Source organism: Nitritalea halalkaliphila LW7, from assembly GCF_000265075.1.
Taxonomy (GTDB): domain Bacteria; phylum Bacteroidota; class Bacteroidia; order Cytophagales; family Cyclobacteriaceae; genus Nitritalea; species Nitritalea halalkaliphila.
Genome location: NZ_AJYA01000021.1, coordinates 17016 through 38698, shown reverse-complemented (window position 1 = coordinate 38698; position 21683 = coordinate 17016). Strand labels below are relative to the sequence as shown.

Below are 21683 nucleotides of genomic sequence, written 5' to 3'. Positions count from 1 at the left end.
GGGGAATAAATCGGAAAGCCCCTTAAATATCCGTAGAAATCTCTAATTTAGCTTTATGAAAATATCGGCCACGCACTTACGTACCTTACAGCTGGAAAGAGTCTTTAGAGGCTATGATCCTCGAGCTATAGATGAACTTTTGGCTCACCTTGCCACCACTTTAGAAGAGCATGAGGAAACTGTCCAGACGTTAACGAAAAAATATAAGGAAAGTCAGCAGGATTCGGAGCGCTTGCGCAACGTGGAAAAGTCGCTTTACCTTACGCTGCAGACTGCGGAGGACACTTCTGCCAAGCTTTTAGCGGATGCTGAGTTAGAGAGCAAGAGGCTGCGTGAAGAAGCCGAGGCCTATCACCAGCGCTTGCATGAGGAGGCGGATGCTTTTCGCGCGGCGCAGGAGGAAGAGGTGCGGGCGAGTTGCACCCAGCTGGTAGAGGAAACTTCTGCTACCGCGCGTCAGCTGCGCGAAGAGGCGGAGGCCGAAGCCCTGCGCATCCGTGAAGAGGCTGCTGCGGAGGCATCGGCGCTTTTAGCCCAAGCGCGCGAAGAAGCAGCGGCGCTAGCAGCCCAGACGGCTGAGCAAACTGCGAACTTCGAGCGTTTAGTTAAGGAGCGTAGTGCTGCCATTATCGCAGACGAGCGTGCAGCGTTACAGCAAGTGGCCACGGATGTGCAACAGGTTTTAGAGGCACGTAAGGTTTTATTTGCTGAGGTGGAACGCATGCACGTATTGTTACAGGAAAACCTAGCGGAAAGTGCCGCACGCATGGAGACCTTGGATTTCAGCTTACCGGAGAAATTGCTGCGCCAGATAGCACCAGAAAACTGGCAGACGGATGGCTTGGAGCAGGAGGTAGCTGCGCGTAGAAGTGCTTTGGTAGAGGCAGAGCAGGCCCTGGAAGCCAAGTCAGAGACTTTGCGCCGGGAGGCGGAGGAGCATGCAGCACGTGTTCAGGAACTCGAAGCCCGAGAGCAGGAGCTGGCTGCCCAGCAGGCGCAGGTAGCTGAAGAAATGGCGCTTCATACGCAAGAGCAGGAGGTCCTAGCCGCAGCTAAAGAAGCGCATGCGCAAGCTCAGCAGCGGTGGGAGGCGGAGCAGGAGGCAGCGCAAGCGAGGGAAGAGTCCAATCAGCGCAAGTTTGAGGCGGAGTTGGCAGCCGCTAGAAAAGAGGTGAAGGAAGTAGATAAGACCAAGGAAGAAGAGGAGGATGAGAAGGATAATGAGCAGGATAAAGAGACTGAGCCTTTAACGCGCAGGCAGCGTCTTCAAGCGTATCGGGCAAAATTACAGGGCGATGGTGTGGTTGAAAATAGAGAGGAAATGCGTAAGGATCGCTCCTTTTTCGATGAATTAGAATAACAGGATGGGTAAAGTAGCATTAGAAGGAATTGAGTTTCACGCCTATCATGGGGTGTTTTCAGAAGAAAATAAGTTGGGCAACCGTTTTACGGTAGATATTTTGGTGGAGACCGATTTCAGGGAGGCGATGGTAACGGATCAGTTAAAGAATACGGTGGACTATGGGCGATTGTATAAAATTGCTCAGGGGCATATGTTGGTGCCGGTCAAGCTTCTCGAGCACTTGGCGCACCTGATGATAGCAGATATTCGGGAGGCGTATCCGGCGAGTACAGTAGTGGAGGTGAAGATCAAGAAGCACAATCCTCCCTTAGGTGGTGTGGTCAATTATTCTGTGGTAACGGTGCGGTATCCAGAAGATTATCAGGCGTAAATAAAAAAAGTAGCGGTAGAAGAAGATGAAAACGATGGAAAAGAAGCGCACACTGTGGCGCTCAGCACTGGCGGCAGTGCTTTTTTTTAGTGTATGCTGTGTGAGTTATGCTCAGGTGCAGCCTTATACGATTTATAAGGCCAGTGAAGGGCGGCAGGTGACCTTCGAGGAGATGCTGGCGCAGCTGCAGGATGCTCCGCTTGTGTTTTTCGGGGAGTTTCATAACAATTCGATTTTGCACTGGCTGCAGTTACAGGTCTTAAAAGGCTTGCAGACAGAGCGCCTGGTATTGGCGGCAGAGTTTTTTGAGCGTGACGATCAGCTGACCCTTGATGAGTGGCTGGCAGGTAAGCTCAGTGATGCTAACTTAGAGGCGGAGACGAAGCTGTGGAATAACTTTAAGGTGGATTACAAGCCGCTTTTGCAGTATGCAAAGGCCAAGGAAATACCTTTTATCGCTTCGAATGTTCCGCGCAAGTATGCCTCCTATGTAAGTCGTGAGGGCTTAGAGGCCTTAGAGACCTTAAGTGAGAAGGCGAAAGCCTATTTGCCGGAGTTGCCCATTCAGGTGGATATGGAGCTCCCCAGTTATGCCGCCATGCAGGAGATGATGCATGGTGCTGGCTCGCGCGCGGCCTATATGGTACAGGCGCAGGCGCTGAAAGATGCCACGATGGCGGAGTCTCTTTTTCCTGCTTTGGAGCAGGGCAAGCAGGTACTCCATATTAATGGTGCCTATCACACGAAAGATGGCGAGGGTATTGTCTGGTATGTGCGCGAGAAGATGCCGGATTTGCCCATCCTTTTAATCAGCTGCGTGGAACAGGAGGATATTCATGCTTGGGATGCTACGCATGCTGGCTTAGCTGATTATGTGGTCGTTTTACCACTTGATAGTCCGAAGTCGTACTGATTTATGTATAAAAAAGGGGAGATTTCGCAGTTGAAGCAAGCTTTTTGGACGGCTTTTGGGCAGTACATGAAGCCGGTGCCTACTGCATCTGGCCTTCCAGTAAACTGGCAAAATTACAAGACGGGCGTAAAGCATGTGTATTTCCGGATGCAGGCGGAGCGCGACCATGCACGTGTGGGCATTTTCTTACAGCATAAAGACGAGACGCTGCGCTTACTGTTTTTTGAGCAGCTGAAGGCCCTCCGGCATCTGCTAGAACAGGAGACGGGAGAGGTGTGGGACTGGGTAGAAGAGGAGCAGGATCCTTTTGGGCTATCCATATCCCATGTTTCGACCAGGCTTTCAGGGGTAAATGTCTTAGAACGAGAGGATTGGGGCGCGTTGATTCGTTTTTTTAAACCACGGATGATCGCATTAGACGCTTTTTGGGATAATGTACATCCGGTTTTCGAGGGGTGAAAATACGCCTCCGACCATTTTCCCGTTCTAGTCGAACTCCACTTTAAGCGCTAAATCCGCTCCGGTTTAGTTGTTGCTGCTTTGCCTTTGGCGCTGGCGCCAAAGGAAATCTGCGACCAATATCCCCATAAACAAAAGGGCGAGCCCTGTGGCAAAACTGCCCAGCGCGCTCGCCTTTCCTCCTCCGCCATTCGCGATGCCCCAAAAGGCCCAAGCGCCAGCCAGCAAGAGGCTGCCGGGAGCGCGTAACAGCCGAAAGGTTACCAAATACAGCAGCATAGCGACCCCCAAGATCAGAAAGGGCCAAAAATCCACTGCCTGCCAGCTTCTCGAAAAGGTGCCTAGCCAGCTCGAAGCGTTTAAAACGGTGGCTGCGATGACCCAACCGCCATACAGCCCGAAAGCCGCGCGTACCCAGGAATGAAGCCGCCCGAAAGGTCGCTCAACTGCTTCCTGGCGGAGGGCAAACAGTAGACGTAAAATACTGAACAGCAGCCCGAAGAGGAGCAGTAAGGCCAGAGCAATCCACTCCGAGGTCCAAGCCACAATCCATGCGGCATTCAGCAGGTGACTGACGAAAAACCAGGGCCAAAGAACAGCAGAAGCCGCCTGCCCACGCCCCTTTAGCACGCCGCGCCACTCTGCCAGCAGCACCAAGCCTAAGCCAAGGTATATAATGCCCCAAATGCTAAAGCAAACCCCGCGGGTGTGAGTTGTGTCGTGTAGAGAGCCGATACCTCGCCGACGGTTTTGCGGCTCGCCGCACCGGAAGCAAAAACATAGTTTAAGGCCAGCATCAAGAGGTAGCCGAGGGTGTTCAGAAGAGGGCGAATGGGCATCGTAAAAGCGGTTAGAAGCGTTTAGCTCGGATCATCCTGCAGCAGGCGCAGCAGTTCCCGAATTTCCTCCACCCGCTCCGGATTTCCTAATTTTTCGAAAGAAAGTCCGAGGTTCCGAAAGAAGCGCCGAATGATCGCCATGCTATCGCAGGGCTCGAAGTAGCTCTCCTTCGTCGGCAGCCGCAGATGCTCGAGGTAATGCTCCACATCCTTTCGTGAAAAAAGAATGCCCTTGTTAAACGGATTGATGTAAAACTGCTGCCCGTCGAATTTATAGGTCAGCACAAACAGATTCGGCAAGTTCACCCCATAAACGGGCAGCCCGAGGCGGTTCGCAACCAGCAGATACACCATGCTCAGGCTGATCGGATTCCCCTTACGGCTTTCCAGGACCTGGTGCAGCATATTATTCGAGGGAGCATGGAAATTTTTTGTATTTGCCGAGAAGCGCAGCCGGGAAAAAAGCAGGTGGTTCAGGAGTTGTATCTGCTCGATAGCATCTCCCTCGTCTGAGAAGTTACTCCACACATCGAAATACAGCTGCTGCAGTTTTGCGTTCAGCTGCTCCAGGCTGAGACTCGCGGATACAGGTAGGTGTTCACCAACCAAAGCCCCTCCAGCAGGTCTCTGCGTTCGGACGCAGCCCAGTCGTGCAGCCGATTTTTCAGCTGCGCGAACTGCAGGTCATGAATGAGCTCCTCCAGTTCCTTTTGGATGCTGGGGTTAAAGCTGCTTTCCCACTGATTCTCGAGGTAGGGGATCAGGTCGGCCCCAAGGGCCAAAAGACGCCCACGCACGTGGTCCTTCACCTCTCTGTCCTCGTCATCCAACAGGGAAATCAAAGCATTTAATTCTTGGTCGGTTAGCGGCGCTTCCATAAATTAAAAAACGGGAGCTGAAACGAGAAGGTTCCGGCTCCCGCATAGGGCCTTGATGTTCAAAAGCTTATTTTTATCCCCTCCGAAGCATCTCTTAGGTTTGGATCACGCCCACATTAAAAGCCTCGCGGATAGGCGCATGGTTGGCGGCTTCGATGCCGCGACTGATCACACGTCGGGTATCCTTCGGATCGATGATACCGTCCACCCAAAGCCGCGCAGCTGCATAGTAGGGGCTCAGCTCCTCGGCGTACTTGGCGGAAATTTCGTCCAGCAGGCGCTTTTCATCTTCTTCTGTGATCGTCTCGCCAGCAGCCTTCAGCGAGGCAACCTTAATCTGAAGCAGGGTTTTTGCTGCAGAGGCACCGGACATCACCGCCATTTGGCCGGTAGGCCAAGTGTAAATGAGCCGCGGATCATAGGCCTTTCCGCACATGGCGTAATTTCCGGCTCCGTAGCTATTTCCGAGGATGATAGTGAACTTGGGGACCACGGAATTTGCCATGGCATTCACCATTTTCGCGCCATCCTTGATGATGCCGCCATGCTCCGACTTGCTGCCCACCATAAAGCCGCTCACGTCCTGTAGGAAGACGAGTGGGATTTTGCGCTGGTTGCAGTTCATGATAAAGCGGGCGGCCTTATCGGCGGAGTCCGAGTAGATCACCCCACCCATCTGCATTTCCCCTTTCTTATTTTTGACCACGGTACGCTGATTGGCGATGATACCCACCGCCCAGCCGTCGATACGCGCTGTCGCGCAAATGAGGGTCTTGCCGTAGTCCTTTTTGTATTCATCGAAAGCGCTGTCGTCCACCAGATGTGCGATGATCTTGCGCATGTCATAAGGCTTTACGCGGTCGGCAGGAAAGTCGCCATAAAGCGTTTCCATATTGCCCTGCGGGGCTTTCGGCTCGATGCGGTTAAAGCCAGCCGTTTCGGGCTCGCCCAGCGTGCTGAAAATGTTTTTGATGGCGTCGAGGCAACTTGCATCGTCCGGGTATTTGTTGTCCGTAACCCCTGAAATTTCGCAGTGTGTGGTCGCTCCGCCGAGGGTTTCGTTATCCACCTGCTCACCGATGGCGGCTTTCACGAGGTAGGAGCCGGCTAAAAAGATGGAGCCCGTTTTATCGACGATCAGCGCCTCATCGGACATGATGGGCAGGTAAGCCCCTCCCGCTACGCAGGAGCCCATGATGGCAGCGATCTGCACGATGCCCATGGAGGACATCTTCGCGTTATTTCGGAATTGTCTGCCGAAATGCTCTTTGTCTGGGAAAATCTCGTTTTGCATCGGCAAGTACACGCCAGCGGAGTCCACCAGGTACACGATCGGAATACGGTTTTCCATGGCGATTTCCTGTGCGCGCAGGTTTTTCTTGGCCGTCATTGGAAACCATGCGCCCGCTTTTACGGTGGCATCGTTTGCCACGATCATGGCCGTTCTGCCTTGGATTTTGCCGATACCGGCCACCACTCCCGCAGCGGGACATCCACCCTGCTCGGCATACATGCCATAAGCCGCTAGGGCACCGATCTCTAAAAAGTCCTCTGGATCATCGATCAGGTAGTCGATACGCTCCCGGGCAGTCAGTTTGCCCTTCGCATGCTCTTTCTCGATACGCTTTTCTCCGCCGCCAAGCTTGATTGTGTCCAAGCGCGAACGCAGTTGGAAGAGCAACTGCTTCTGCTGGTCTTCGTTCCTATTGAACTCGATATTCATAAAGTTATTCGGGTTTAGTAGATATCTCGGCCTAAATTAAAGAATTAATGCGGGCCATAGAAATGGTTTTACAGAAAAGCCCTAATTATCTTATTTTGCCTATAGGGCTTCCACTTCCTCTTTATACGCTTTTATGGAGCGATAGATGGCGGAAGCCAAATAAACTTGGCCATCTTTCGAGTTCAGGTAGCGTTCTTCATTGGCATTCGATAAAAAGCCCAGCTCGATCAGCACCGAAGGCATACTTGTGCTCCAAAGCACCCAAAAGGGCGCCTGCTTCACACCTCGGCTGTGCCGGTTCACCCGCGTCCTAAAATCGGTCTCGATTTTTTCTGCCAGCGAAATGCTATTATGGATGTAGGCCTTCTGGGTGAAATTAAATAAAATGTAGGACTCCGGCGAGGTCGGGTCGAAGCCTTCGTAGGTCTCTTGATTGTCCTCTTCCAGGAGCAGCACCGCATTTTCGCGCTTGACGATGTCGAAGTTGGACTCGAAGTTTTTCGTTCCCATCACGAAAGTCTCCGTGCCATACGCAGCCCTGGAGGGGGAAGCATTACAGTGAATCGAAATAAATAGATCCGCCCGGTTACGGTTGGCGATATTCGAGCGCTCCTTTAGCCCGATAAAAACGTCCGTTTTCCGGGTATAAATTACCTCCACACCTGGCAGAAGCTCCTCCACATACTTGCCCACCTGCAGGGCCACCTTCAGCGCGATGTCCTTTTCTTTCGAGATCGCCCCGACCGTTCCGGGGTCCTTCCCTCCGTGCCCAGCATCGATGACGATGCGGCGAAGTTTATAGTTGGCGCGCTTCGGTCCTGCAGGCTGAAAAGCACTAAAAAGAAATGCCAGGGTCAAGCAGACGAGGAATAGAATATTTTTAAGCCGGATACGTTTCATAAGCATTAAATACCATTAACTTTGCACGGGCAAAATTCAACAATTTTTATATAAACACGAAGAATTCAGTGCGTAATCACCAGTTCTTGCTTCTTCTTCTCGCACTCTGTCTGCTGTCGGATTTGGCCATGGGCCAAAGTCGTAGCAGAAGAAATGTCGAGCGCCCTTTAGTGGCTCCGGACACCCTGCCTGTGCCGGGACAGGAGCGCCCTGAACTGGACCTGAACTTGGACAGCCTTCTGGTAGATTTTCCAGATTCCATCCCCCCTACAGACAGTACCGCGGTGAAGCCTACTGGGGATATTCAGACGACTATCAACTATTACGCCGAAGACTCCATCATCACCGATTTCGTTACAGGGAAAATCTATTTGTATAACGATGCCTGGTTTGAGTACGGAAATATACGATTAGATGCAGATTTAATCATCATCGACCAGAATAAAAGCGAAATCTACGCTTCGGGCATCGTGGACTCCACGGGCGTCGTGCAGGGGAATCCTATCTTTAAAGAGGGGCAGAGTACCTATGAGATCCGTAAGGAGATGCGCTACAATATAAAGTCCCAAAAAGCCATCATCAAGGATGTGGTCACCGAGCAGCAGGATGGGCTCCTGCGGGGTCAAACCATTAAAAAAACCACGGATGGGAGTATTTATATGGATAAGGGGTTTTATACCACCTGTAACCTGGCCGAACCTCACTGGCACATTAATGCAGCTAAAATTAAATCTATTCGTGGTAAGCAGGTGGTCACGGGACCCTTTAACCTCTACTTTAATGATATTCCTACCCCGATCGGCCTGCCCTTTGGGATCATTCCCGACACCCCGGACGAGAAGGCCTCGGGAATTATTTTTCCGTCCTACGGACAAGAGCAGGTGCGCGGATTTTTCCTCCGAAATTTTGGGTATTACTTCGCATTCAACGATTATGTGCACACGCGTCTGACCGGGGAAGTGTACTCCCGAGGGGGCTGGGGGGTGAATGCGGCCTCGGCCTATAAAAAACGCTACCGCTACGGAGGGAGCTTTAACATCGACTTCCAACGCATCACCAGTGACATCACCGAAGTAAACCCACTGGACCTCTCCACCACTTGGGTGACTTGGCAGCATACCCCCGAAGCACGTGGAAATAGCCGTTTTTCCGCCTCCGTAAATGCGGGGAGCACGAATTATAATGATGTGGTGATACGAAACAACTTCCAGCAAAACATTAATGCGGAATTTTCTTCTAACATCGCCTACAGCAAGACATTTGCAGGGACGCCTTTCAGTATGTCTGCCAACTTACGGCACTCTCAAAACGTGCAGACGAATGAGGTGAATCTTATTTTGCCCGATATCGCGGTGAACATGAACCGGCAGTCGCCCTTCCGAAATGTGAAATTCGAGCCACTCCGTACGCTGAATATTGCCTATAACTTTAATTTGACGAACACGATTACCAACCGTGAGCAGCAGCAGATCGGCGTCATTTCAGATGCTTTCTTGGCAGTCTCAGAACTTGCTCATGGAGCAAAACTTCCTGGACTTTACCTTGGCCAACCTGCCTCAGCTGCTTCGCGATGCCAATAACGGGGCTCGAAACACCATTCCGATTACATCGAATTTTACGCTATTCAAGTATTTTACGGGAACGGCTGCGGTGAACTTTACCGAGCTCTGGTACTTAGAGCGCATCAATTATTTCTTTAATCCGGCCGAGCAGCGTGTGGATCGCAATATCGAGCAGGGCTTTAACCGGGTGAGCTTCTTCAACAGCTCATTTGCGCTGAACACGAATATTTACGGTTTCTATAAGTTTAAGCGTTCGAAGCGGGTCGAAACGGTGCGCCATCACATGCAGCCGACCTTTAGCTTTAACTTTACGCCAGATTTTTCGGATCCGAGACGTGGCTTTTTCCAGCGGGTGCAAACGGATAGCTTGGGCAACACCCAGCTGTTTTCCCGCCATCAGGGATTTGTCTTCGGTTCGGCACCTTTGGGCGAAGCCCGCTCCCTGGGTATCAATATCCGAAATACGGTGGAGGCCAAGCTCCTAAATAGAAGCGATACGGCGGCGAATCGTACGCGAAAAATTCCGATTCTACAGACGTTAAATATAGCGACCAACTATAATTTTGCAGCGGACTCGTTTCAGTTGGCTCCCGTAAATATTAATACTCGGACGGCGTTTTTTGATAATAAGTTGAACGTCAACCTTTCAGCGACCTTTGATCCTTATGCTTCGGGAACTTTCCGGAATGCGCAGGGGCAGGAGATTACACGCCGTATTAATGAGTTCGCTTTTACGCGCGGACAGGGCTTGGCGCGGCTGCGTAATGCGACGCTGAACGTGACGGGTAGCCTAAACCCGCGGCGTGCTGACCGAAACCCGGGGCAGATGCGGGATGAGCTGACGAATGATTTTATTAATCAGGGGGGGATCATGAATGAGTTCGTGGAAAATGAGATTACCCGGATCGTGAATGACCCGACCTTATACATCGACTGGGAGATTCCCTGGAACCTGGGCTTTGGCTATAACATCGTGTACAGTGTGCAGGGGAATGGGATGACTAATCTCACCCAGGCGCTGAACCTGAACGGAGATGTGAGCATCAGTGAAAAGTGGAAGATTAATTTCAACTCGGGGATCGATTTTTCCACACGTCAGGTGACGCAGTCCATGATCGGTATCGCACGAAACTTGCACTGCTGGACGATGAATATCAACTGGATCCCTTTCGGGCGATTTACTTCGTACAACATCGACATTCGGGTGAATTCGGCTATGCTGCAGGATCTGAAAGTGTCACGTCGCCGCTCCTTCTTCGATCGCTAAGTTTTGTCTAGCGATAAGGGAGACCGGCTATTTTCCACACTGACACGCTACGGTCATCACTGACGGAAACCACCTGATCGTCGAACCCTGTCCACAGCACCTTGTTGATGGAAGTCCCGTGGCCTGCGTGGCGTGCCTTGTCGATGACTTTTAGCAGGCGCTGTCCTTCTAGCTGCCAGACCTTCACAGATTTATCCATGCTGCCGCTGACGAAGAACTGCCCCTCCGGATGAAAAGCCAGGCTGTTGATGGCATACATGTGTGCCACCACGGCGTTTAGGGGTTCGAAGGTTTCTGCATCCCAAAACTTCAGGTGCGCATCTCTGCTTCCGCTGACCAGATACTGCCCGCAGGGCGAAAATTTGAGCGTAAAAATGGAGTTTTTATGTGCCCCTTCCAGGCGTTTTACAGGAGCGAAAGAGCCGCGCTCCACTACGGTGAGGGCATGTTCCGAATCCCCGATGGCCACATACTTTTCCGATACAGCCAGCGTACGAAGCGATTTTTCAGAGATTTTGATATGTTTTTTCACGGCGCGAGCCTGTATGTCCAGCACGATGAGTACCCCGTCTCCTGTCGCGATGTACAATAGGTTTTCATCTAAAAATAGGTCGAATATTGCGGAATTCGTAACTTTTATCGACCAAATTTGGTTATTTCTTTCGAGATCGATCACATGAATGCCTTCGAAATTCTGACCGAGATAGAGCAACTTACCTGCTTTATCCACCGTAAGGGCATAGATGGAGTTCGGAACTTTCGCTACCAGTTTTCCGGGGTCTGGCTGGCGTAAATCCCAGTAGACCACCATGCCGTTTCCATCCGCAGTGTAGACGGCATGCGATTCTGCACCGGCGACTACAGTGTAAATACAATCGTTATGTCCAGTTAAGGTATGGAGTTTTTCTACGGTAATTCCAGCCATAAAAAGAAAGGGTTATGAAGGCGTTGAAGCAAGAAACTATACAAACAAAAATAGAGAAAATAAGTGCCGTATCGGCTCTAGTTTTGCGAGAAATTCCCGCAGCGCTGGAGACCGAAACATCCTTTCTTAGCTTCCGGGAGCGCCTTTCCCTAGCGAATATCACCCATCCCCTAAAGCAGCGCGAGTGGGTCGCTGCACGCATGGCCGTAAAGGAATCGCTCGACGCGCTGGGTCTGGTGTATCCTGGCTTTTATAAGGATCGCCACGGGAAGTCTCACAGCATGAACGGCATCGGCTACGTGTCCCTGTCCCATACCGAGCGGTTTGCGGCAGCTATTTACCACCAAGAAATGCCCGTAGGCATCGACATCGATCATGTACGGGAGAAAACGCTACGCCTAGGTCCGAAATTCCTTTCCGATAAGGAGCTCGAATTCCTGCCGAAGGATCCGCTGCATTATACTTTGGCCTGGTCGGCCAAAGAAACCATCTTCAAATGCCAGGGTAGAAAAGGAATTAGCCTGCGCGAACATATCCTACTGGATCCCTTTCCCGTGGACGCTCCCTTTATCTATGGTCAAATTCACCACACGGACCATTCCAATCATTTTTATAAAGTGAAGCCCTATGTCCAAAACGACTTGGTGATGACCTATACGGTCTGGTAAATGCTTTCTGTGAAAGGAAAAAATGAAAGTGGTTTAAAATTTTTTATTTCGAATGAATATTTTGTTTATCGGTTGTTATGTGGTTTTTCATTTGTTTTTAGCCCTTTGTCTTGATCTGAAACCAACAAATTAGCTGACTTTCGTCAGTTTTTTAGCGTTCCGGTAATAAAGGGGCTATTTCTTTATTTGTTTTTTTAATTCCGAAGCTTTTACATTTACAGCATGATAACGCTACAGGGACGCTACTTCTTCTACTTTTTACTTTTACTTTCGATCAAAAGTCGAATCGGAGCTCCCTATTGCCGCTTGAAAAAAGAATACATTTATATAATCAAGATAGCAAGGTCCGATTCGAAAGAGTCGGACCTTTTTACATTTTAAACCAGTAACACATGAAAACGCACGTACAAAGTAAAGATTGGGGATTAGGATTAGCAGGTCCGCTGATCATCGCAGGCCCTTGCAGCGCAGAGACGCCGGAGCAGATCGAAAAAATCTGCCTGGAAATGAAAGCCCAAGAAATGATCCCTAAGGTCTTCCGTGCCGGCATCTGGAAGCCTCGAACACGGCCAGGTTCCTTCGAGGGCATCGGCGAAGAGGGACTTCCTTGGATGGAAATCGTCCGCCATCACCTGAACATTCCCATTACCACGGAGGTAGGAAATGCCGCCCATGTGGAGCTGGCGCTCAAACATAATATCGACATCCTCTGGGTCGGAGCGCGTACCACCGTGAATCCCTTCGCCGTCCAGGAAATCGCGGAAGCCCTGCGTGGAACCGATATTCCTGTGATGGTAAAAAATCCGATGAATCCCGACCTGCAGCTTTGGATCGGTGCGCTAGAGCGCTTTCATGCAGTCGGCATCACGAAACTGGCCGCCATCCACCGCGGATTCTCCGACTCCTACGATAAAAAATTCCGAAATAAGCCCAACTGGTCCATGCCGATCCACTTGAAAAGAGAATGGAAAGGGATGGAGGTCGTTAACGATCCCAGTCACATCGTAGGCAAGCGTGAAGGACTCCTCGAAACTGCCCAGCGCGCGATTAACTTCGGCTTGGATGGTCTGATGATCGAGACCCACCATAACCCCGATAAGGCCTGGTCAGATGCTGCCCAGCAGATTACCCCTGCGGCCCTGAAAGCCCTGCTCGCCGCCATCGATTTTAAAGAAACCAATGGCGTAGAAAATCCAGACGAACGTTTAAACGACCTCAGAAAAGCAGTGGACCACATGGACGATCAGCTGCTGGACCTCTTACAGGAGCGTTTTTCCATCATCGAACAGATCGGCGCCTACAAGCGGGAGCATAACCTCACCGTATTTCAGTCGGATCGCTGGAAGTATGTCATGGACTCACGCACCCAAAAAGGCATAGAAAAAAACCTCGGCGAGAAGTTTATGAAAGAATTACTTTACTGTATTCACGAAGAGTCAGTAAAACGTCAAGAAAAGCAGTTGCGAGAAGCCAGCGTCTCGAAAGCCTCGCAGGCATAAGGGAAGCCAAACTTGAAAAAGTGCTATTTCAGCCGTACCTTGCTTCTTTCCTAAACGAAAACCATGGAATTCCAGAGTGTATCCTTTACGACCGACATCCGGTCCCATTTGCGCGAAGCGCTGGAGCAGCTCAGCTTCAGTAGCTTAGCGGTCCTGTGCGATTCGAATACCTACGCAGCGTGCTACCCGCTCTTAGCGGATGCCCTGCCCCCACATACCGTGTACGCTTTTCCCGCAGGGGAGCAGCAGAAGCACCTGCAGACCTGCATGGAGATTTGGACCTGGATGACCGAGCAGCAGCTGGACCGGCAGTCGCTGCTGCTGAATATCGGCGGCGGCGTTACAGGCGACATGGGAGGCTTCTGTGCGGCCACCTATAAGCGCGGCATTCGCTTCCTCAATGTGCCCACCAGCTTGCTGCGCAAGTGGATGCCAGCGTGGGGGGTAAGTTGGGCGTGGACTTCATGGGATTTAAAAATCACCTGGGCGTGTTTACCGACCCGGAGCGCGTCCTGATCGATGCCCGCTTCCTCAGCAGCCTGCCAGAACGCGAGCTGCGCTCGGGCTTCGCCGAAATCATCAAGCATGGCCTTATCCAAGATGCCGCCTACTTCTATTCCCTCAGTAGCCGCAGCGACTGGAAATCACAGGACTGGCCTACGCTCATCCAGCATTCCGTGCGCATCAAGCAAGCGGTGGTAACGGCTGACCCGAAAGAGCAGGGGCTACGGCGCATCCTGAACTTCGGGCATACCATCGGTCATGCCGTAGAGTCACATTTTCTGGAAACAGATGAGCCGCTCCTGCATGGAGAAGCCATCGCTGTCGGTATGATCGCGGAGGCCTTCCTATCCTGGAAACATACCGGTCTCTCCGCCGAAGCGCTGCAGCTGATCACACACTACCTGCTTGACGTCTTCGGGAAGGTAGCCCTTCCGCTGCAGGAGTTTCCACAGCTGCTGGACCGCTGTCTGCAGGATAAAAAGAATGCCGGCAAGGCCCTACAGCTGGCGCTGCTCTCGGATATCGGAGCCGCCCTGCCACTTGTTCACCTGACGTTAACGGATTTAGAGGAATCCCTACACTATTATATGGAGCAGACACTCGAGCTGCCCTGAAAATTTTCCCCAACTATGGACGTATTAACCCTTTCTCAGCACAGCCAGTTTCCACACACACGCATCCCCCTTCCGGCCTCCAAGTCGGAGAGTAACCGTGCGCTGATTATTCAAGCCTCGCGGGTCCGGACTGTGTGCTCGATAATTTGGCTGAGGCGCGCGACACGCAAACGATGATCCGCCTGCTGCAGACCCTGCCGCCCTCCCTAGATGTACTGGATGCGGGGACGACGATGCGTTTTCTGACGGCATTTTTGGCCCGTGGCCAAGAGAAAAAACTGATTACCGGCACTCCGCGCATGTGCGAGCGTCCCATTGGTATCTTAGTGGATGCCTGCGTGCGCTCGGTGCGGAGATCCATTACTTGGGTGCTGAGGGCTACCCCCCGCTGGCCATTCATGGCATGCAGCAGCAGCGCAGTGCCCGCCTGAGCGTGCGTGGTGATGTGAGCAGCCAGTACATCTCTGCACTATTACTCATCGCACCGACCCTGCCCGAAGGCCTGCAGTTGCGCCTAGAGGGGAAAGTGGGCTCGAAAACCTACATCGACATGACGCTGGCCCTGATGCGGCATTTTGGGGCGCAGGCCGAGTGGGTCGAAAACGAAATTCATGTGGCCCCGCAGCCCTACCGCCCGAATCGTTTTGCGGTGGAGGCAGACTGGTCGGGTGCCAGCTACTGGTTTAGTCTGGTGGCCTGTGCGGAAGCGGGCAGCCTCTTTCTGGAGGGCTTGAAGCCGGACAGCCTGCAAGGGGATGCCGCTATCGTCGCCATCATGGAGCGCTTAGGGGTAAAAAGTACCTTCCAAGAGGGGGGCGTGCTGCTCGAAAAGCAGGCCGTGCTGGGGCTGGAGGCCTGGGATTTTACCCACTGCCCTGACCTGGCCCAAACGGTGGCGGTGACCTGCGCGATTCTGGGGCAGCGGGCGGTCTTTACCGGTTTAGAGAGTCTCCGGATTAAAGAAACGGATCGCATCGCTGCCTTGCAGCAAGAGCTGGGCAAGTGGTCGGCCACCCTGATCGAGGAAAGTCCAGGCGCTTTTACCCTTACGCCAAGCATCGAAATGCCCCAAGAGGTGCGGATCCATACCTACGACGATCATCGCATGGCCATGGCCTTTATGCCCTTGATGACGCGCACACAGGTGCTCATCGAAGCGCCCGAGGTGGTGAATAAATCTTATCCGAGCTTTTGGAAGCATCTCGCACTGGTACATCCTACTCTTCAAGTTCCCCACCATGAGCACGCGTAATGTCGCCATCCAAGGCCTGCCCGGCTCCTTCCACCATCAAGTGGCCCTCCGCTACTTTGGGGAAGAGGTGCAGGTGCAGGAATGCAGCACCTTCGAGGAAGTGGCCGCTGCAGTAGCCCGCCAAGAGGTGGCCTACGGGGTGATGGCCATCGAAAACTCCATCGCAGGGGCTATTTTGCCCAATTATGAGTTGATCGACCGCCACCAGCTGCAGATCACCGACGAGCATTACCTGCCCATCGCCCATCACCTGATGCACTACCGGGGCAGGATGTGCAGCATATTCGGGAGGTGCGCTCCCATCCCATGGCCCTGCTGCAGTGTCAGGCTTTTTTTGCGCAGCACCCGCACCTACGTCCGCAAGCGGACACCGATACGGCCACCGTGGCCAAAAGAATCCGGCAGCAGCAGCTCCGCGGTGTGGCGGCCATCGCCTCTGAAGTGGCCGCCTCCATCTACGATCTTCAGATTTTGGCCTCCCATATTCAGACGGTTAAAGAAAACTATACCCGCTTCGTGATCGTGAGCGCCCGAAGTCGGACCCTGCCGAAAGCCTGGCAGCTGGGACTCGGCCTGCATCCGCAGCAACAAAAACGGGCCTTAAAAACCTCGTTAAAGGTGGCCATGCCGAATTCCCCCGGGATTTTAGCACGCCTGCTCAGCCATATCGCTGATGCAGGTGCGGACCTGAGTAAGATTCAGTCCGTGCCGCTGATCCAAAAACCCTGGGAGTACGCCTTCTTTATGGACCTTTGCTATGGTGAACCTAGCCTCTGGGAGCAGCTAAAAGCCGACATCGAGGCGCACTTCGGCGAGGTCACTGTTTTCGGAACCTATCAAAACCGTTTAGCATGAGCAGTGCTTTCGCAGACCGACATGCAGCGATACAGCCCTACTACTTCCAGCGCAAGTTACAAGAGGTGCGCCAACTGGAGGCGGCTGGCCATCGGGTGATTCACCTGGGCATCGGCAGCCCCGATTTGCCCCCGGCGCCGGAAGTGGTGGAGGCCCTTTGTGCGGCAGCACAGCAGCCCGACGTGCATGGCTATCAAAGCTACAGTGGACTGCCTGCCCTGCGCGCGGCTATGGCCCACTACTATGGCGAACAGTATGGCGTGCAGCTGGATCCCGAGCGCGAGATTCTGCCGCTGATGGGCTCTAAAGAAGGTATTATGCACCTTTCCATGGCATTTTTAAACCCAGGGGACGCTGTCATGGTGCCAGATCCGGGCTATCCCAGCTATGCCGCCGCCGCACGGATGCTGGGCGCAGCGGTCATCCCCTACACGCTCAGCGAGGCGGAAGGTTGGGAACCCACTGTAGAGGCACTCGAAGCGGCATGGACAGCGCAGGTGAAAATACTTTACACGAACTTTCCGCACATGCCGACAGGCGCGGTAGGAAGTGCGGCCACGCGGCAGATGCTGGTGGATTTTGCTCGGCAAAAGAACATCGTACTGGTCCATGATAATCCATACAGCCAAGTGCTGGTGGAGCGGCCAGCAAGTTTCCTTTCCCTCCCTGGCGCCACCTCCTGCGTCCTGGAGCTCAATAGCCTGAGTAAGTCCGCGAACCTGGCAGGCTGGCGTATCGGCATGCTTTGCGGTCGCGCCGACTGGATCGCTGCTGTGCTGCGCATGAAAAGCAATATGGACTCAGGCATGTTCTACGGCCTGCAGCAGGGCGCCATCGCTGCCCTTCAGCAGCCGAGAAGTTGGTACGAGTCCTTAAACACCCTTTACGCCGAGCGGCGAGAAGCCTTGTGGGCCTTTTGCACGCAGATGGGCTGGCGCTTCGAGCGGAATCGGGCCGGCATGTTTGTCTGGGCCGGTCTCCCTGAAGGGCAGGAGGGCAGCGAGGTGGTCGATCGCCTGCTGCAGGAAAAGCATATTTTCCTTACCCCCGGGGAGGTTTTTGGGCCTAGCGGCAAAACCTACGTGCGCCTTTCCCTCTGCGCCCCGCTGGAAGCGATCCTAGAAGCCCTGCACAGAATCGGACCCAATTCTATGAAATAAATTGACATACAAATAGGCAGTTAGCCCTCAGCGCTGCCGAACAGGAGTATTATGCAACATATCCACATCATCGGCCTCGGTTTATTAGGAGGCTCTTTCGGCCTGGCGCTACAGCAGGCCAAGCCTGAGCTCAGCTTCAGCGGCTGGGACAGTAATCTCGATCATGCCCATGAGGCCCTGGCCCTCGGTCTGGTGCAGCGCATCGAAGAGACCATCCCCGCCGAAACCGACGTTGTTCTCTTGGCCACTCCAGTAGATACTTTACCCGGTCTCGCGGCGCAGGTCCTGGAGCAGGTAGGCCCCGACACCCTGGTCATCGACCTCGGCTCCACGAAAGGCGCCCTATGTACCGCCCTCAGCCAGCATCCGAAGCGTGCCCAGTTTTTAGCCGGCCACCCCATCGCGGGGACGGAGTATTCAGGACCACGCGCGGCCACGGCAGGGCTGCTGGAGCGCAAAGTCTTTATCGTCTGCGAGATGGAGCGCACCGACCTGCACCTGAAAGAAAAAGCCTATGCCCTGCTGGAAAGCCTGAACATGAAATTGCGCTTTATGGATCCTGAGGAGCATGATCGCCACCTGGCCTTCGTCTCCCACCTCTCCCATGCCACCTCCTTTATGCTGGGCGAAACGGTGCTCCAGAAAATGGAAGACGACCGGCATATTTTCGATATGGCAGGCTCCGGTTTCGCCTCCACCGTGCGTCTGGCCAAGTCCAGCCCCGCCATGTGGACCCCCATCTTTTTGGAAAACCGCAGCCACATGCTGGATGCCTTAGACCGCTACATCGCCAATCTGCAGGAGCTGCGCGGAACCTTAGACCGTGGCGACAGCGCTGCCCTCCATGCCCGCCTGAAAGCCATAAACCGCATCCAGACCATTTTGGACTTGGAGCCCTAAACCCTTCGAATCTTTTGGGCCCCGGCCCAAAGCCCAATTCTTTCCTTTATTTCGTATCTTAGCAGCATGAGTATGCGCACTTCTGATTTACGTCCAGCCCTCGAAGCATTAGCCGAACAGCTTTCTGGCGAGCTGGTTTTTGATAGCCTGAGTAGAAACCTCTATGCCACAGATGCCTCCGTGTATCGAGAGCAGCCCTTAGCGGTAGCTTTTCCAAAGGATTCGGCGGACTTACAGCGGCTGGTGCACTTTGCTAGGGAGCAGGGCACCTCACTGATTCCGCGGACGGCGGGCACCTCGCTGGCAGGGCAGTGTGTAGGAAACGGCATCGTCGTGGACGTAAGTCGGCACATGGGCGCGATCTTGGATTTCGATGCCGAGGCGCGCACTGTGCGCGTGCAGCCTGGCGTGGTGCGCGACTCCCTTAACCGGTTTTTAAAGCCCCATGGCCTGTTTTTTAGCCCCATTACATCTACGGCGAATCGGGCCATGATCGGTGGTATGGTGGGGAATAATTCCTCAGGCACTACCTCCATCGTCTATGGCACTACGCGGGAAAAGGTGCTCCGCCTGGAAACGATCCTGAGCGATGGCTCGGAGGCCGTTTTCGAAGCCCTCAGCCCGGAGGCCTTGCAGGCCAAAGCCCAGGAGCAGACCTTAGAAGGAAGCCTTTACCGCTGGGCACTGGAGACCCTGGCCGATCCGGAGGTGCAAGAGGACATTCGCGAGGGCTTTCCGAAGGCCTCCATCCACCGCCGCAACACAGGCTATGCTTTAGATTACTTGGCAGCTGCCGCCCCTTTTCAGGAGGAGGGTCCGGCCTTCGACTTTTGCAAACTACTCTGCGGCTCAGAGGGCACCCTCGCGCTGACTACCGCGGTGACGCTCTCCTTAGATCCGCTGCCAGAGCCAGTAGAAATCGTCGTGGCGGCTCACTTTGACAGTATCCATGCCTCCATGCAGGCCGCGCAGGTAGCCATGAAGCATCCCGCCACAGCTGTAGAGCTGATGGACAAAATCATTTTAGATTGTACCAAAACCAGCTTGGCCTATGCCCCTAACCGCTACTTTGTGGAGGGCGACCCCGAGGCGCTGCTGATGATCGAGTTCCGAGGGCCCGATGAAGCCAGCGCCCGTGCGAAAGGGGAGGCCTTGATCATGGCTTTGCGCGCAGCGCAACTGGGCTATGCTTACCCCATCATCGGTCCGGATAAGACAGCCGCTGCCTGGGCGCTGCGCAGTGCGGGCCTCGGTCTGCTGGCGAATATTCCGGGTGATCCGAAGGCGGTGGCCTGCATCGAAGACACCGCGGTGGCCATAGAAGATCTCGCCGACTACATCGCAGAGTTCGACCAGATGATGGAGGCCTACGGCCAAAAACCCGTGCATTATGCCCATGCCGGGGCGGGTGAGATTCATCTTCGCCCCATTTTAGACCTGAAAACCAAAAAAGGGAGGGAGGACTTTTATGCCATTTCCCGCGATACTGCCCTGCTCGTAAAAAAATACCGAGGATCTCTGTCCGGCGAGCATGGAGATGGGCGCGTGCGTGCCCTTTTATCCCTTTGGTGGTAGGGGAGCGCAATTACGAACGCTTTCGAGCGCTGAAATATACGTGGGATCCCAAAGGAATTTTTAATCCAGGCAAAATCGTGGATGCAGCACCCATGCAAGAGAACTTGCGCTACGAAGAGGGGATGGAAACGCCCGTACCTGACACGGTGCTCGATTTCTCAGCAGACGGAGGCATTTTACGTATGGCCGAAAAGTGTAATGGCTCTGGCGACTGTCGGAAAGAGGCAGCTTCGGGAGGGACGATGTGTCCCAGCTACCAGGCCACGCGCCTAGAGCGTGACACTACACGCGGCCGGGCCAATACTCTGCGGGAGTTTTTAACCCAAAATAAGGCAGAAAATCCCTTCGATCATGCAGAAATTAAGGAAGTCTTGGACCTTTGTCTTTCCTGCAAGGGGTGCACGGCCGAATGCCCCTCGAATGTGGACATGGCCAGCATGAAGGCGGAATTTTTACATCAGTACCAAAAGACCCATGGCGTTCCGCTCCGCTCGAAGGCTTTTGCCTATATCGATCGTCTGAATGCGCTGAGCAGCCCCTTAGCCCCACTGAGTAATGCGCTGCTGGCCAATTCCTTCACGGGGGGGCTGGTGAAAAAAGTTTTGGGCGTAGCCCCAGAGCGCAGCCTTCCACAGGTGGCCTCCCAGTCGCTGATGGCCTGGTACCGAAAACATGCGCGGACGCGGCAGCCGCTGCAGTCGCCGATCAAGACGGTGTACCTCTTCGTGGATGAGTTTACGAATTTTAATGAGCCTGAAATCGGGAAGGCTGCGCTGGAGCTGCTCTATGCGCTGAATTACGATGTACGCGTGCTGCCGCATCAGGAATCGGGTCGCTCAGCACTTTCTAAGGGGCTTTTAGAAAAAGCCAGGGGGCATGCGGAAGCGAATGTAGCCCTTTTCGGGCCTCTTATCGATGCGAATACGCCACTTATCGGGCTGGAACCCTCTGCCTTGCTTAGCTTTCGCGATGAATATCCACGCCTGGTGCGCGGGGAGGCACTGCGTACACAGGCGAAAAAGTTAAAGCAGTACAGCCTGTTGTTTGAGGAATTTATCGGCCGAGAAGTGGCTGCTGGTGCGATCCGGCCGGAATCCTTTACAGATCAGCAGGCCCAGGTTCTGATCCATGGACACTGCCACCAGAAGGCGCTGTCCAGTGTGAAGTGGATCGAGCGCTGTGTTGGGCTTCCTGCGAATTATCAGGTGCAGGTAATTCCCTCTGGCTGCTGCGGGATGGCTGGCTCTTTCGGTTACGAACAAGAACATTATGCGCTCAGTATGCAAATCGGCGAGCTCGTCTTATTTCCTGCTGTTCGAGCAGCAGCGCCCGAAACGCTTTTGGTCGCTCCAGGGACAAGCTGCCGACATCAGGTATTTGACGGCACGCAGCGGCGGGCGCAGCATCCTGCTACCCTGCTGCGCGCTGCCTTACGGGAGTAGATGAAGCTTGGAATA

Annotated in this window: 18 protein-coding genes and 4 pseudogenes; 15 read left to right on the top strand and 7 right to left on the bottom strand. The window is 53.6% G+C overall.

Annotated elements, in window-relative coordinates; genetic code table 11:
• Nucleotides 1-55 precede the first annotated feature (55 nt).
• Genes A3SI_RS08225 through A3SI_RS08210 form a run of 4 tightly spaced genes read left to right on the top strand, consistent with a single transcriptional unit; the run spans nt 56 to nt 3105 of the window.
• Entirely contained in the window at nt 56-1360 is a 1305-nt protein-coding gene (locus tag A3SI_RS08225) for a DivIVA domain-containing protein (RefSeq protein WP_009055029.1), read from the top strand.
• A 4-nt stretch (nt 1361-1364) separates the two neighbouring features.
• Nucleotides 1365-1733 (top strand): dihydroneopterin aldolase, encoded by a 369-nt coding sequence (folB, locus tag A3SI_RS08220; RefSeq protein ID WP_009055028.1) that lies wholly within the window; start codon nt 1365-1367, stop codon nt 1731-1733.
• A 34-nt stretch (nt 1734-1767) separates the two neighbouring features.
• Nucleotides 1768-2646: a ChaN family lipoprotein gene (locus A3SI_RS08215; RefSeq protein ID WP_156810234.1), complete on the top strand. Its 879-nt coding sequence runs from the start codon at nt 1768-1770 to the stop codon at nt 2644-2646.
• Nucleotides 2647-2649: 3 nt separating this feature from the next.
• Nucleotides 2650-3105: a DUF4268 domain-containing protein gene (locus tag A3SI_RS08210; protein WP_009055025.1), complete on the top strand. Its 456-nt coding sequence runs from the start codon at nt 2650-2652 to the stop codon at nt 3103-3105.
• Between the two features lie 66 nt (nt 3106-3171).
• Here A3SI_RS08210 and A3SI_RS08205 read toward each other — a convergent pair whose 3' ends face one another.
• The 6 genes from A3SI_RS08205 to A3SI_RS08185 form a co-directional block, all read right to left on the bottom strand.
• Entirely contained in the window at nt 3172-3762 is a 591-nt protein-coding gene (locus A3SI_RS08205; protein ID WP_009055024.1) for a hypothetical protein, read from the bottom strand.
• A 2-nt stretch (nt 3763-3764) separates the two neighbouring features.
• On the bottom strand, nt 3765-3944 hold the full coding sequence (locus A3SI_RS08200) for a hypothetical protein (RefSeq protein ID WP_040670489.1): 180 nt from the start codon (nt 3942-3944) through the stop codon (nt 3765-3767).
• 21 nt (nt 3945-3965) lie between these two features.
• A complete protein-coding gene (locus tag A3SI_RS08195) occupies nt 3966-4553 on the bottom strand; it encodes a transglutaminase-like domain-containing protein (RefSeq protein ID WP_316929140.1) in 588 nt (195 codons plus the stop codon).
• Complete coding sequence (locus tag A3SI_RS22550) at nt 4502-4822, bottom strand: hypothetical protein (protein ID WP_316929139.1); 321 nt, start codon at nt 4820-4822, stop codon at nt 4502-4504. Before A3SI_RS22550 ends, A3SI_RS08195 begins: the two co-directional genes overlap by 52 nt.
• Before the next feature lie 94 nt (nt 4823-4916).
• Entirely contained in the window at nt 4917-6545 is a 1629-nt protein-coding gene (locus A3SI_RS08190; protein ID WP_009055021.1) for an acyl-CoA carboxylase subunit beta, read from the bottom strand.
• Nucleotides 6546-6644: 99 nt separating this feature from the next.
• On the bottom strand, nt 6645-7445 hold the full coding sequence (locus A3SI_RS08185; RefSeq protein ID WP_040670497.1) for an N-acetylmuramoyl-L-alanine amidase family protein: 801 nt from the start codon (nt 7443-7445) through the stop codon (nt 6645-6647).
• Nucleotides 7446-7513: 68 nt separating this feature from the next.
• On the opposite strand from A3SI_RS08185, the gene A3SI_RS22545 reads away from it, so the two are divergent.
• Complete coding sequence (locus tag A3SI_RS22545) at nt 7514-9025, top strand: putative LPS assembly protein LptD (RefSeq protein WP_316929138.1); 1512 nt, start codon at nt 7514-7516, stop codon at nt 9023-9025.
• Complete coding sequence (locus A3SI_RS22540) at nt 8961-10274, top strand: putative LPS assembly protein LptD (RefSeq protein ID WP_316929137.1); 1314 nt, start codon at nt 8961-8963, stop codon at nt 10272-10274. The genes A3SI_RS22545 and A3SI_RS22540 overlap by 65 nt, the downstream gene beginning before the upstream one ends.
• Before the next feature lie 7 nt (nt 10275-10281).
• Here the strand turns inward: A3SI_RS22540 and A3SI_RS08175 are convergent, their stop codons facing one another.
• The gene (locus A3SI_RS08175; RefSeq protein ID WP_009055019.1) at nt 10282-11199 is read right to left on the bottom strand and encodes a WD40 repeat domain-containing protein; all 918 of its coding nucleotides are present in this window, start codon (nt 11197-11199) and stop codon (nt 10282-10284) included.
• A gap of 14 nt (nt 11200-11213) precedes the next feature.
• On the opposite strand from A3SI_RS08175, the gene A3SI_RS08170 reads away from it, so the two are divergent.
• The 9 genes and pseudogenes from A3SI_RS08170 to A3SI_RS23220 all read left to right on the top strand — a co-directional run bounded on the left by A3SI_RS08170 (nt 11214) and on the right by A3SI_RS23220 (nt 21668).
• On the top strand, nt 11214-11867 hold the full coding sequence (locus A3SI_RS08170) for a 4'-phosphopantetheinyl transferase family protein (RefSeq protein ID WP_009055018.1): 654 nt from the start codon (nt 11214-11216) through the stop codon (nt 11865-11867).
• A 392-nt stretch (nt 11868-12259) separates the two neighbouring features.
• Nucleotides 12260-13366, top strand: a complete 1107-nt coding sequence (locus tag A3SI_RS08165; protein ID WP_009055017.1) for a chorismate mutase — start codon at nt 12260-12262, stop codon at nt 13364-13366.
• A gap of 63 nt (nt 13367-13429) precedes the next feature.
• Nucleotides 13430-13866 (top strand): annotated as a pseudogene (locus tag A3SI_RS23545) (3-dehydroquinate synthase); the annotation flags it as partial.
• Nucleotides 13855-14484 (top strand): 3-dehydroquinate synthase family protein, encoded by a 630-nt coding sequence (locus A3SI_RS23540; protein ID WP_449406404.1) that lies wholly within the window; start codon nt 13855-13857, stop codon nt 14482-14484. The pseudogene A3SI_RS23545 and the gene A3SI_RS23540, both read left to right, overlap by 12 nt.
• A gap of 173 nt (nt 14485-14657) precedes the next feature.
• A pseudogene (locus tag A3SI_RS08155) lies at nt 14658-15736 on the top strand (3-phosphoshikimate 1-carboxyvinyltransferase).
• Nucleotides 15723-16591, top strand: a pseudogene (locus A3SI_RS08150) (prephenate dehydratase). Before A3SI_RS08155 ends, A3SI_RS08150 begins: the two co-directional pseudogenes overlap by 14 nt.
• Nucleotides 16588-17751, top strand: coding sequence for a pyridoxal phosphate-dependent aminotransferase (locus A3SI_RS08145; RefSeq protein ID WP_009055012.1), 1164 nt, complete (start codon nt 16588-16590; stop codon nt 17749-17751). The pseudogene A3SI_RS08150 and the gene A3SI_RS08145 overlap by 4 nt, the downstream one beginning before the upstream one ends.
• A gap of 51 nt (nt 17752-17802) precedes the next feature.
• Nucleotides 17803-18651: a prephenate dehydrogenase gene (locus A3SI_RS08140; RefSeq protein WP_009055010.1), complete on the top strand. Its 849-nt coding sequence runs from the start codon at nt 17803-17805 to the stop codon at nt 18649-18651.
• A 66-nt stretch (nt 18652-18717) separates the two neighbouring features.
• A pseudogene (locus tag A3SI_RS23220) lies at nt 18718-21668 on the top strand (FAD-binding and (Fe-S)-binding domain-containing protein).
• Nucleotides 21669-21683 lie beyond the last annotated feature (15 nt).

Bases quoted from the DNA above. Each gene is read 5' to 3' on its own strand.
- folB (WP_009055028.1), top strand. From the start codon at position 1,365: ATGGGTAAAGTAGCATTAGAAGGAATTGAGTTTCACGCCTATCATGGG.
- A3SI_RS08185 (WP_040670497.1), bottom strand. From the start codon at position 7,445: ATGAAACGTATCCGGCTTAAAAATATTCTATTCCTCGTCTGCTTGACC.
- A3SI_RS08215 (WP_156810234.1), top strand. From the start codon at position 1,768: ATGGAAAAGAAGCGCACACTGTGGCGCTCAGCACTGGCGGCAGTGCTT.
- A3SI_RS08175 (WP_009055019.1), bottom strand. From the start codon at position 11,199: ATGGCTGGAATTACCGTAGAAAAACTCCATACCTTAACTGGACATAAC.
- A3SI_RS08170 (WP_009055018.1), top strand. From the start codon at position 11,214: ATGAAGGCGTTGAAGCAAGAAACTATACAAACAAAAATAGAGAAAATA.
- A3SI_RS08190 (WP_009055021.1), bottom strand. From the start codon at position 6,545: ATGAATATCGAGTTCAATAGGAACGAAGACCAGCAGAAGCAGTTGCTC.
- A3SI_RS08225 (WP_009055029.1), top strand. From the start codon at position 56: ATGAAAATATCGGCCACGCACTTACGTACCTTACAGCTGGAAAGAGTC.
- A3SI_RS08140 (WP_009055010.1), top strand. From the start codon at position 17,803: ATGCAACATATCCACATCATCGGCCTCGGTTTATTAGGAGGCTCTTTC.
- A3SI_RS22540 (WP_316929137.1), top strand. From the start codon at position 8,961: ATGGAGCAAAACTTCCTGGACTTTACCTTGGCCAACCTGCCTCAGCTG.
- A3SI_RS22550 (WP_316929139.1), bottom strand. From the start codon at position 4,822: ATGGAAGCGCCGCTAACCGACCAAGAATTAAATGCTTTGATTTCCCTG.
- A3SI_RS08200 (WP_040670489.1), bottom strand. From the start codon at position 3,944: ATGCCCATTCGCCCTCTTCTGAACACCCTCGGCTACCTCTTGATGCTG.
- A3SI_RS08145 (WP_009055012.1), top strand. From the start codon at position 16,588: ATGAGCAGTGCTTTCGCAGACCGACATGCAGCGATACAGCCCTACTAC.
- A3SI_RS08210 (WP_009055025.1), top strand. From the start codon at position 2,650: ATGTATAAAAAAGGGGAGATTTCGCAGTTGAAGCAAGCTTTTTGGACG.
- A3SI_RS08165 (WP_009055017.1), top strand. From the start codon at position 12,260: ATGAAAACGCACGTACAAAGTAAAGATTGGGGATTAGGATTAGCAGGT.